Genomic DNA, 11,781 nt, shown 5'->3' with positions numbered 1-11,781 from the left:
TACTTTAAAACTTAAAATATAAAAGAAGAATTATGAATAAACAAAATAGATTTTTGCCAACAACAAAAGATGAGATGAAACAGCGAGGCTGGGATGAACTTGATGTTGTTTTAATAACAGGAGATGCATATATTGATTCTCCTTTTATGGGAATTGCAGTTGTTGGAAGAATCTTAGAAGATATTGGTTTAAGAGTTGGAATTATTGGGCAACCAGATATTAACAGTGATGTTGATATAAAACGACTAGGGGAGCCAAAACTGTTTTGGGGAGTTAGTGGTGGAAGTATTGATTCTATGGTTTCAAACTACACTGCTACAAAAAAGTTTAGAAATGATGATGACTATACTCCAGGTGGGAAAAACAACAAACGACCAGATAGGGCTACTTTAGTTTATACAAATCTTATAAGAAGATATTTTAAAAATACAGTTCCTATTGTTTTGGGAGGAATAGAAGCAAGTTTAAGACGACTTACGCACTATGATTATTGGTCAAACACTCTTAGAAAACCAATTTTATTTGATTCTAAGGCTGATTATATGATTTATGGAATGGGTGAACAAGCAATAATAGATTTAGGTCTTTATTTAAAAGAGGGTAAAGATGTAAGAACTATTGCAGGATTATGTTATATCTCAAAAGAGCCTGTAAAAGAGTATTTACAAATTCCATCACACAAAGAGTGTTTGGATAACAAAGAGAAATATATTGATCTATTTAGAGCTTTTTATGATAACAACGACCCAATGTATTCAAAAGGTCTTTGCCAAGAAGTAGATGGCAGATTTCTAATACAAAATCCACCAAGTAGGTATTTAGAAGAGAGTGAGATGGATAAAATTGCCTCTTATCCATATCAAAGAGATTTACATCCATATCATGCAAAAGATGGAAAAGTAAAGGCATTGGAAACTATAAAATTCTCAATTATGACTCATCATGGATGTTGGGGAGAGTGCAACTATTGTGCGATTGCAGCTCATCAAGGCAGAACCATAAGAACAAGAAGTGAAGAAAATATTTTAAGTGAAGCAAAACATTTTACAACACTAAAAGATTTTAAAGGAATAATCTCAGATGTTGGAGGACCAACAGCCAATATGTATGGTTATGAGTGCAAAAAGAAGATGAATCTTGGAACTTGTATAGATAATAAAAGATGTGTGGATGCTCATAGACTTTGTCGTACAATGAAAGTAGATCATAGCAGAAACATAAAACTTCTAAAAGATATAAGAGCTATTCCAAAGGTTAAAAAAGCATTTATTGCTTCAGGTATTAGATACGATTTTATAGCTGCTGATAAAAATCATGGAAAAGAGTATTTAAAAGAGATAATTGATCATCATATATCAGGTCAAATGAAAATTGCACCTGAGCATACAAGTGATGAAGTGCTTCATCATATGGGAAAACCTGGTAAACAATCACTTATTGAGTTTAAAAAGATGTTTGATGATTTAAATAAAACAAGTGGTAAAAAACAGTTTTTAACATATTATCTAATTGCAGCACATCCAGGATGCAAAGAGAGCCATATGCATGAGCTTAAACAATTTACAACTCATGAATTAAAGATTAATCCAGAACAAGCACAAGTTTTCACACCAACACCTGGAACTTACTCAGCTGTTATGTACTATACAGAGTTGGACCCTTTTACAAAAAAGAAGATATTTGTTGAAAAAGATACATTAAGAAAAGAGAGACAAAAAGAGATAGTAGTTGCAAAAAAAGAGTTTGCTAAAAATAAAAAAGGTAATAATTTAGGGATGCAAGGTTGAAAATTTAATATAAAGCAACCAAAAAATGGTTACTTTAAAATATTTAAGCTAAAGCGTTTATCATATCTTTTGTAACTTCTGATACATCTTTTGTACCATCAAGTTCCATAAACAGACCCATTTTTTTGTAAAAATCAATTAGTGGTGCCGTTTGAGAGTGGTATGCTTCAAGTCTGCTTTTTACAGTTTCTGCATTATCATCTTTTCTAATAGTTAATTCTCCACCACAATAGTCACAAACACCATCTTTTTTTGAAGGATTAAACTCAACATGAAAAGATGCTCCACAACCAGAACAAACTCTTCTTCCTGTAATTCTTCCTACAATTAAGCTATCAGGAACATTTAAAGAGATTACTTTATCAAGTTTAATTTTCATATTTTCCATAAGTTCACTTAAAGCCTCAGCTTGAGCCAAAGTTCTTGGAAAACCATCAAGAATAAATCCATTTTTACAGTCAGCAACAGCTAGTCTATCTTTGATAATTCCAATAATAGTTGAATCTGGAACTAATTGCCCAGCATCCATAAATTTTTTTGCTTCCATTCCCATATCTGTTTTGTCTGCAATTGCTGCTCTTAAGATATCTCCTGTTGAGATTTGTGGGATATTGTACTTCTCAATTAAAAATTTAGCTTGAGTTCCTTTTCCAGCTCCTGGTGCTCCAAATAGCATTAAATTCATATTTTATCCTTAAAATTTTTTCGCTTATTGTAGTAAAAAAGGATTTAATAGTAGATAAGTTATAGATAGTAGATTAGGAATTTAATCGATTTTTGATACAATGATTGCTTAAAACTCAAGGCTTCATTCTTGAAGCCCTTTAGAATTTTGCTACTTTTAGGAATTTTTTATAAATTCCGTTAAAAAGTAGTAATAACAGAAAAAGGAAATGAATGAAAAAACTATTTTTAATTATTGGAGCACCTGGAAGTGGAAAAACAACAGATGCCGAACTTATAGCAAAAAAACATGAAAATATAACTCACTATAGCACAGGCGATATGCTAAGAGCTGAGATGGCAAAAAATAGTGATATAGGAAAAGAGATAGCAAAATATGTAAATGCTGGAAATATAGTACCTATTAAAATAGCTATACAAACTATAGTAAATGCTATAAAAAATGCTCCAACACCTACAATAATAATAGATGGATATCCTAGAAGTTTAGAGCAGATGAGTGCTTTGGATGAGTATTTGAAAAATGAAAAAGAGTTAGAGCTAGTTTCTTGTATAGAGGTAGTTGTAAGCGAAGAAGTTGCAAAAGATAGAGTGCTTGGAAGAAATAGGGGAGATGATGATAAGGTTGAAGTATTTAACAACAGAATGAGCGTATATATAGAGCCTTTAAAAGCTATTCAAGATTTTTATGAATCAAAAAATATTTTGAAAAAAATAGATGGAGAGCGAACTATAGGAGAGATTGTAGATGAGATGGAAAGTTTCATTTTGTCAAAAATATAGTCAAAAAGATTTTAAACAGTGAATAGAAAAGTAAATTTTTATAGCGTAATTATTGGAACTGAACTTTTAAATGGCAGAAGAAAAGATGCTCATTTTGCATTTTTAAATGAAGAATTTCTTAAAAGAGGTTGGGAACATAAAGCATCTTTTGTGATTGAAGATGATAAAGAGCTGATGCTAAAAATATTTAATCTTATAAAATCTGATGAGAATAGTGTGATGTTTTGTTTTGGTGGAATTGGAGCAACTCCAGATGATTTTACAAGGCAAATAGCTGCAGATGCTTTTACGAACTCACAAATGGAGTTTCATGAAGAAGCAAAGAAGAGAATCGAAAATAGATTTAAAGAGGAGGCTTATCCTCACAGAGTAAATATGGCGTATCTTCCAATAAATGCAAAACTTCTAAAAAATGTTGTAAATGATGTAGCTGGGTTTTATTTAGAAGATAGATTCTTTTTCACACCAGGATTTCCATCTATGAGTCAAAGTATGGTTTTGGAGGCTTTGGATAGACACTACACAAAATCAAATATCAAAAAATATAGAAAATCATTGACAATTGTAAGTAGTGAAAATGACTTAATAGAAATTATGAAAAAAATTCCAACACACCTTGAGTTTTCATCTTTGCCAAATATTATTGGAAATGAAAGAAGAGTTGTAATATCTGTTGCTGGATATAATCAAGATGAGGTAAATTTTGCTTTTAAACTCTTTTTGGATTTTTGCCTTGAAAATAAAAAAGAGTATGTTTTGGAAGATATAAATGGATAAACAAATACGAAATAGTACAGCTGAATTTTTAATTTTTACTTCACAAAATAAAGAAGATAGTATTGAGGTAAAAGTATTTGATGAAACGGTTTGGCTTACTCAAAATATGATAGCACAGCTTTTTGAAAAATCAGTATCAACAATAAATGAACATATAAAAAATATTTATAAAGAAAAAGAACTTTCAGAAATTGATACTATTAAGAAATTCGGAAATTCCGAATTTGCTAAAAAGCCAACAAATTATTATAACCTTGACCTTATTATTTCTGTTGGATATAGAGTAAATTCAAAAAAAGCTACACAGTTTAGACAATGGGCTACAAGTGTATTAAAAGAGTTTGCTATAAAAGGATTTGTTCTTGATAAAAAAAGGCTAGAAAATGGCTCATTTTTAGGTCAAAACTATTTTGATAGATTACTTGAAGAGATAAGAGAGATAAGAGTTAGTGAAAGAGTGTTTTATCAAAAGCTAACAGATATTTACTCTACAAGTGTTGATTATAATAAAGATGATGAAACAACTAAAAACTTTTTTGCAAAAGTGCAAAATAAAATTCATTTTGCTATTCATGGGCAAACAGCAGCTGAACTGATTTTTAATAGAGCAAATAGCCAAAAAGAGAAGATGGCCTATGCCCTAATTTAAAGACAATTTACTATCTTTTTCTATCAAATTCTTAATATAGGTATTTAGAGAAACACCTATTTTTGTAGCATTTAAAACTGCAAGTTTGTGAAGTTCACTTCCTGTTCGTACATTAAAAACACCTTTAAATGCTTTTTGTGGTTCTCTATTTAGCTCTTTACAAGTCAATATATATTCATCAACTGCATTTTTAAAATTTTCTTCCAATTCAGTTGCATTTTGTGCTTCAAATGTTACTAAATCATTTATCATATCTATTTTCCCAAAAAAACATTTATCTTCTTGTGAATACTCAATTGTTCCTATATAACCATTGTATTCAATAATATTTGCCATTATAAAAACTCCTTAAGTTTGTTTTGTATCTGTTTTATAAGATAAACTTTTAAAATATCACTTGGATGCGGTTTATGTAGATTTATTAATAAATCTTTATCTTTATTGTAAAATTTAACAGCAGAACCAGCACCTTCAATTTTTATAAACCCTAAATAAGTTAATAATGTATTTAACTCTTTAAAAGTTAAATCTTTTTTTGGTGGATTTTCTAAAAATTTTAATAAAAGCTTATCTTTTTTACTCATAGCAAAATGATACCATAATTTAGTTGCAAATAAATAAAAAAATATTATAAATTTTCAACAACTCTTTTTATACCCTCTAAAGCCTCTTTTAAAATCTCAAGAGGTGTTGCTATATTTACTCTTATAAAATTATCACCATTTTCTCCAAAAGTTACTCCTGAGATTACTCTTACATTTCCTAGCTCTTCTAGTTTTTTTGTAAACTCTTTTGAGTTTAAGCCAAGATTACTTATATCAATCCATAGTAGATATGTAGCTTCGGCTTTGACTACTTTTAGGTTTGGGATATTTTTTGTTATAAAATCTTCCAAAAAGTTTTTATTTTTTTCAAGATAAATAAGTAGTTCAAAAAGCCAATCTTCACACTCTTCATAAGCACTAATCAAAGAGTAAATCCCAAAAACATTAACTCCTTTCATCTCATTTTTGCTCAGAGTCTTATCCAAAATAGTTCTTAGTTTTTTATTTGCCACAACTATATTTGAGGCTTTTAAAGAAGCAATATTAAATGTCTTACTAGCACTTGTACAAGTAATAGAGTTTTGCTCAAACTCTTTATTTATGGATGCAAAAGGTGTGAAGATATAATCTTTGAAGACCAAATCCCTATGAATCTCATCACTTATTACCAAAACACCATATTTTAAACACAATTCGCCCATTTTTTGCAACTCATCTTTTGAAAAAACTTTTCCAACAGGATTGTGAGGATTTGATAATATAAATAGTTTTGGTCTATCATTTTTTAGTTTCTCTTCAAAATCAACAAAATCTATCTCATATTTTGCATCTTTATATATCAAATTGTTTGTTATAACCTTGCAATCATTGTTTTGTATAACTATATTAAAGTAGTGATACACAGGCGATTGAATTAAGATTTTGTCATCTTTTTGACAAAAAGTTTGAATTATTGCACTTAAAGATGGAATTACACCAGCTGTTGGAATAATATGCTCTTTTTTTATCTCATAGTTAAATCTTTTTTTCCACCAACTAATCTCAGCTTCAAAATACTCATTTGGAACCATTGTATAGCCAAAAACTGGATGCATTGCTCTTTTTATAATAGAATCCACAATAGGCCTTGCAACCTCAAAATCCATATCAGCAACCCACATAGGAATCACTCCATCTTTTGTAGTATCCCATTTATAGCAGTCTGTATTTTTTCTATTTATCACTTTATCAAAATTGTATTTCATATATTTCCTTTAAAAAATTATAACTTTTTAAAATCTATACTATCTTTTCCTACAAATTTTTTTTCATCTGTTTTTTTTACTACCATTTTTGCAATCTCATCAGTTTCAACTGCAACATCATGAGTTAAAGATGCTATTTGTGCATTTTGTTGAGTCTGTTCATCCAAACTATTTACAGCATCATTAATCTGTTCAATACCCAAAAGTTGCTCTTTTGAAGAGTTTTCAATATCATAAATAAGTTTTGAAGAGTTTTTTATATTTTCATTTAACTCTTTATACCCTTCAATCATAGAGTTTGCAATCTCTTTACCTTGATTTGCCTTTAATGTTGCATTTTCAACAATATTTTTTATCTCTTTTGCAGCCTCTGCACTTCTGTTTGCTAAGTTTCTAACCTCACCAGCAACAACTGCAAATCCTTTTCCAGCTTCACCAGCTGTTGCTGCTTCAACAGCTGCGTTTAGGCTTAAAATATTTGTTTGAAATGCGATATTATCAATCACACTTATTGCTTCATTTATCTCAGATACTTGACTACTAATATCTTCCATAGAAGCAGTTGTTTGGTTTGCAAGTTTCTCACCCTCAATAGAAGAGTTAAGAAGTTTTTGTGATAGTTGAGTCATTTTTGATACATTTTGTGAATTGCTTCTAATATTTGATGTAATTTGTTCTAAAGATGCTGATGTTTGTTCAAGAGATGCGGCTGCTTCATTTGAACTTATATTTAATTTATCTACATTTTTAAGTAATATATTTGAACTCTCATCAAGTTTTAATCCAATTGATTTGTTTTCAATTAACATTTGAGTAATTGAATCACCCAAAGTATTCACGCCATTTGCAAGTTTTAAAAGATGTTCTTTTAAATTTTTTGTTGATATTTTATTTAGATAGTTATAGTTAGAGTATTGTTCTAATACATTTAATACATTTTCAATATTTGATTCAAGATTATTTGCCATTCTGTTTAATACATTTTTCAATTCCATTAATGCAGGATTTGAAACTTCAATATTAATTCTTTGACATAAATCTCCATGTTCAAACTCTGATAAAACAGCAACTGTTTCATCGATTAATTTTCTATCCTCATCTGTTGCTTTTTTTGCTTTCTCAATATTTTCATTAATCTGTTTAGCCATAATTCCAAACTCATCTTCTGAATCAATAGCAATTTTTTCAATACTATTACTCTCTTTATTTAAATATCTAAAAAATGACAATAACCCATCTTTGATTCTTTTAAGAGATTTTAAAGATATTGTTAAAGTTATAAAAATAGAGATAGATATTACAACTAAAGTTATAATAGATAGTGTGATGATTAAATACATCAGTTTATTTGCATCTTTAAAAATTTCATTTGAATTAACTCCACCAACTAAAAGCCAATTCCATTCATCAAAGTTTTCAAATACTGTAAATTTCTCTTCATCATTCCAAATATATGTAAGGTTGCCATTTCTCTTATTTAAAATCTCTTTTACAATATAAACTCCATTTTTATCTGAAATATCTAAACCAGATTTTTTGCTTAATGTTGGATGAGAGATAAACTCTCCATATTTTTTATCATTTATATTTGAGTTTAAAATGTAGTAGTAACCACTTTCTCCTATAACTCTATTTTTAATAGTTTGCATTAAATCATTTAAATCAGAGCTAATATCAGAACCTATAAAAGCTATTGCAATAACTTCATTATCTTCTATTATAGGAATATATTTAGTCATATACTCTTTGCCAAATAACAAGGCTTTTCCTAAATAAGATTTTCCCTCTAAAACACTTTTATATCCAGGATGATTGCTATCTAGTTTAGTTCCAATAGCTCTATTTCCATTCTCTTTTTTTAAGCTAGTAGATACTCTAATAAAATCATTATCTTTTCTAACAAATATTGTAGCAACAGAGCCATTAGTAATTTGTGTAAATTTATCAACCAAATCAAAATTTAAATTTACTAAATCTCCATTTATATATAAAGCAGGAGTTTTTAAATTTTCAATCTCTATGTTTTTTGAATTATCTATTTTAATATCATTTAACATACTTAAAAATATATCACCAGATAGATTTGCACCACTTTTTGCAACTTTATTGAAGGTATTTATATTTTCTATTAATAAAGACAACTCTTTTTGAACAGTTTTTTCAGTATTTGTTTTCATCATCTCAAAACTATTATTAACAACTAAAAAAGTTAATATAGCCATTGAAATAGATATTGATATTATTGATACAGATACTACTTTTGCAATAACTGAATTTTTTATAAAATTCATTTTAATCTCTCCGCTTATTTTGGTTAAAATTATTTGACCGTAATTATAGGCAGAATTTAATTTAATCTTAATGAAACTCTAAATAATCTCTCTTTTTATACTCTCTTTTAAGCTACAAGTTATTTCATAAGTTATTGTGTTGTGAATTTTTGCTAAATTTGTAACATCTTCAAAAAGACAAACCTCTTCATCATCACTATTTATTGTTAAATTATCCATAGAAACACGACCTAAAACTTGATAGCCTTTTGGAGTTGTGTAGCTGTGATTTTCATTTAATCTTAAAAAACCATCTCCATATCCAATATCATAAGTAGAAACAACCATATCTTCACTGGCACGGAATGTTCCACCATAACCAAGGCTTTGATCTTTTTTTAAAGTTCTAGTTGCCATTTTTGATGCCCAAAGACTCATTACAGGTTTTAATTTAGCAAAATCAAAAACTTCATCACAATCAAAATATCCATAAGTAGCAATTCCAACTCTAGCAAAATCATCACCCATAGAGTCAAAATTATTCACTCTAAAAAGTGCATTTGAATTGCAAGAGTGAAAAGATGGGATTGGTAAAAAAAGTTTTTCACATACCTCTTTTACCTTAGCTTTTGCTTTAGAAAAATTTGAATTTTGCCAAAAAAAATCTGTGCTTAAAGTATCAGCACCTCTGTGGTGTGTAAATACTCCTGTAATAGTCGCTTTTTGTTTCAAAAGCCCTAAAAAAGCCACTTCTATCTCATCTATGCTTACACCATTTCTATGCATTCCTGTATCGATTTTTAAATGAACATTTGCATTTTGTGGTACTTTTGCTATATCTTCAAGGCTATTTATTGCTATGTGAAAAGTATGTGAATAGTTGTGAAAAGTGCTATCTGCAAGCACTAAAATATAGGAGAAAAATTGTTCTATTTTTATTGCATCTTCTATTGTTTGAACTACAGCTTTTTTTATTCCAAACTCACTTGATAGTTTTGCAATCTCAACTAATCCATGACCATATGCATTATCTTTTAAAACAACAGCAACTTTATCTTTGTTTGTTGCTTTTTTACTAATAACTTCAAGATTGTAAAAAAGATTATCCTTGTTTATTAATATCTTCGCCACTTTTTTCCTTTTTAAAATAATCAACTATATTTTTTGCATCACTTTGATTTAAAACAGTTTTTAACTCATCAAATGTTGCATTTTTTATCTTTTCAAACTCTCCAAAATATAGAAGTAGTTTTTTGATTTTTGCTTCACCAATACCCTTTATTTGAAGAAAAGAGATATCTTTGTCCTCTTTTCTTTTCTGTTTTTTATGAAAACTAATAGCAAATCTATGAGCTTCATCTCTTAATCTTTGAACAAATTGCAATCTTTTATCACTTGGAAGAAGATTTATACTTTTTATCTCTTTATTTTCAATAAAGTGCAAAATATCTTTTGCATTTCCTTTGGCTCTATAGGCTTTTGCATCTACTTTTTGTTTTGAAATGGCAATAATATCTAAATTTACCCCAATAGAAGAAACTATCTCAAAAGCTAAATTTAGCAAAGTTGAACCACCATCAATAAGCCATAAATCAGGAGGAGAGTTTTTATCAAAACTCTCAACTCTTCGCATAAGAAGTTCTCTCATTTGTGAGTATTCATCAAGTGATTCAAGATTGTAGTGTCTATATGATTTTTTATCAAAACTCTCTATTTGGCTATTCCAAACAACCATAGCTCCAACTCTTGCTTGTCCCATTAAATGAGAGTTATCAAAACTCTCTATTATGTTTGGACTATTTTTTAAAGAGAATAGCTCTTTTATTTCACTATATATAGAGTTTTGCTGTTTAATACTCTCCAATCTTAAAAGCTCATCACAGTTATTTAAAGCAATTTTTACAATAGTAGCTTTTTTATCTATTTTTGGATTTACTATTTTTATCTTTTTATTAAATTTTTGATATAAAAAATCTTCTATAGAGTCAAGCTCTTCAATCTCATTTGCTACAAGTATCTCTTTTGGAATTATTGGCAAATCATTTGAGTAGTAGTTTATAATAGCTCTTCTATAAGCCTCTTGTATATCAAACTCAACATCATCGTTTGATTTCATAAAATCATAGTTTGAAGATGCTAATTTTCCATCTCTTATAAACATTCTTACAATTACAGCTTTTTTGTTGCTAGATTTTATTGCAAAAATATCTAAATCATCATTTGATGTTAAATCAATTCCTGTTTTGATTTGCGATTTTTCAATAGTTTTTATTCTATCTCTTAATACAAGTGCCTCTTCAAATCTAAAGTTTTGTGAATAAAAAAGCATCTTCTCTTTTAATTTTGTTAAAATTTTTGATTTATTGTAGATATAACTTAAAGCCTCATCTAAAATCTTTTTATAATCCTCTTTAGAGATTTTATCTTCACATGGAGCTAAACATTTACCTATTTGAAAAAATAGACAAGCTTTTTTACCCTTTACACAAGATTTTTTTTGCACCAGTGGAACTATCTCATAGATACTATCAAGCATATCTTTTGCTCCACTTGAATATGGACCAAAATATTTTATATTTTTACCTTTTTCTATTTTTCTTGTAATTTCAAGTCTTGGAAAATCATCATTTAAATTTACAAAAATATATGGATATGTTTTATCATCTCTTAAAAGTACATTGTATTTTGGTTTTAGCTGTTTTATTAAGGAGTTTTCTAAAATTAAAGCATCGTGCTCATTTGGTACAACAATCCACTCTAAAGAGGATGTTTCACTAATCATCTTATAAATTCGTGGACTTAAATCGCTTGAAGCTTGCAAAGTAGGGCTAAATTTAAAGTAGCTTTTTACTCTATTTTTTAAGCTTTTTGCTTTTCCTATATATAATAGATGCCCTTGATTATCAAAATATTGATAAACTCCAGCTTCATTTGGGAGTTGCTTTAATTTCTCTTCTAAATTCATTTTGAAATAGTAGCTAAAAGCTATTTTAATACTCTTTATACAAAGTGTTACTTTTTAAATCATTATTACTACTTATA

11 protein-coding genes are annotated in these 11,781 nt (G+C 28.5%); 4 read left to right on the top strand and 7 right to left on the bottom strand.

Translation table 11 applies throughout. The features are described 5' to 3' along the window. Positions 1–32 precede the first annotated feature (32 nt). Positions 33–1,787, top strand: a complete 1,755-nt coding sequence (locus WC168_RS01975; RefSeq protein WP_372617247.1) for a YgiQ family radical SAM protein — start codon at positions 33–35, stop codon at positions 1,785–1,787. A 43-nt stretch (positions 1,788–1,830) separates the two neighbouring features. On the opposite strand, the gene WC168_RS01970 is transcribed toward WC168_RS01975, so the two are convergent. Next, positions 1,831–2,472, bottom strand: a complete 642-nt coding sequence (locus WC168_RS01970; protein ID WP_115588469.1) for an adenylate kinase — start codon at positions 2,470–2,472, stop codon at positions 1,831–1,833. Positions 2,473–2,684: 212 nt separating this feature from the next. On the opposite strand from WC168_RS01970, the gene WC168_RS01965 reads away from it, so the two are divergent. The 3 genes from WC168_RS01965 to rhuM are packed head-to-tail and all read left to right on the top strand — an operon-like array spanning position 2,685 to position 4,680. Continuing rightward, the gene (locus tag WC168_RS01965) at positions 2,685–3,254 is read left to right on the top strand and encodes an adenylate kinase (RefSeq protein ID WP_372617245.1); all 570 of its coding nucleotides are present in this window, start codon (positions 2,685–2,687) and stop codon (positions 3,252–3,254) included. Between the two features lie 18 nt (positions 3,255–3,272). After that, entirely contained in the window at positions 3,273–4,031 is a 759-nt protein-coding gene (locus tag WC168_RS01960) for a competence/damage-inducible protein A (protein WP_372617243.1), read from the top strand. Continuing rightward, positions 4,024–4,680, top strand: a complete 657-nt coding sequence (gene rhuM, locus WC168_RS01955) for a RhuM family protein (protein WP_372617241.1) — start codon at positions 4,024–4,026, stop codon at positions 4,678–4,680. Before WC168_RS01960 ends, rhuM begins: the two co-directional genes overlap by 8 nt. On the opposite strand, the gene WC168_RS01950 is transcribed toward rhuM, so the two are convergent. The 6 genes from WC168_RS01950 to uvrC all read right to left on the bottom strand — a co-directional run bounded on the left by WC168_RS01950 (position 4,672) and on the right by uvrC (position 11,704). Next, positions 4,672–5,016: a type II toxin-antitoxin system HicB family antitoxin gene (locus tag WC168_RS01950; RefSeq protein WP_066351012.1), complete on the bottom strand. Its 345-nt coding sequence runs from the start codon at positions 5,014–5,016 to the stop codon at positions 4,672–4,674. The two genes, rhuM and WC168_RS01950, sit on opposite strands and share 9 nt — an antisense overlap. Beyond that, on the bottom strand, positions 5,016–5,264 hold the full coding sequence (locus tag WC168_RS01945; protein ID WP_066161635.1) for a type II toxin-antitoxin system HicA family toxin: 249 nt from the start codon (positions 5,262–5,264) through the stop codon (positions 5,016–5,018). The genes WC168_RS01950 and WC168_RS01945 overlap by 1 nt, the downstream gene beginning before the upstream one ends. Positions 5,265–5,308: 44 nt before the next feature. Further along, positions 5,309–6,469, bottom strand: a complete 1,161-nt coding sequence (locus WC168_RS01940; RefSeq protein WP_372617238.1) for a MalY/PatB family protein — start codon at positions 6,467–6,469, stop codon at positions 5,309–5,311. Between the two features lie 17 nt (positions 6,470–6,486). Continuing rightward, the gene (locus tag WC168_RS01935) at positions 6,487–8,760 is read right to left on the bottom strand and encodes a methyl-accepting chemotaxis protein (RefSeq protein ID WP_372617236.1); all 2,274 of its coding nucleotides are present in this window, start codon (positions 8,758–8,760) and stop codon (positions 6,487–6,489) included. 78 nt (positions 8,761–8,838) lie between these two features. Beyond that, entirely contained in the window at positions 8,839–9,870 is a 1,032-nt protein-coding gene (locus WC168_RS01930) for an alanine racemase (RefSeq protein ID WP_372617234.1), read from the bottom strand. After that, entirely contained in the window at positions 9,842–11,704 is a 1,863-nt protein-coding gene (gene uvrC, locus WC168_RS01925) for an excinuclease ABC subunit UvrC (protein ID WP_372617232.1), read from the bottom strand. The genes WC168_RS01930 and uvrC overlap by 29 nt, the downstream gene beginning before the upstream one ends. Between the last annotated feature and the right edge of the window lie 77 nt (positions 11,705–11,781).

It is taken from the genome of Aliarcobacter sp., assembly GCF_041672065.1.
GTDB classification, from domain to species: Bacteria; Campylobacterota; Campylobacteria; order Campylobacterales; family Arcobacteraceae; genus Aliarcobacter; species Aliarcobacter skirrowii.
The sequence above is the reverse complement of the archived record's forward strand: the minus strand, read 5'-3'. Positions and strand labels throughout refer to the sequence as shown.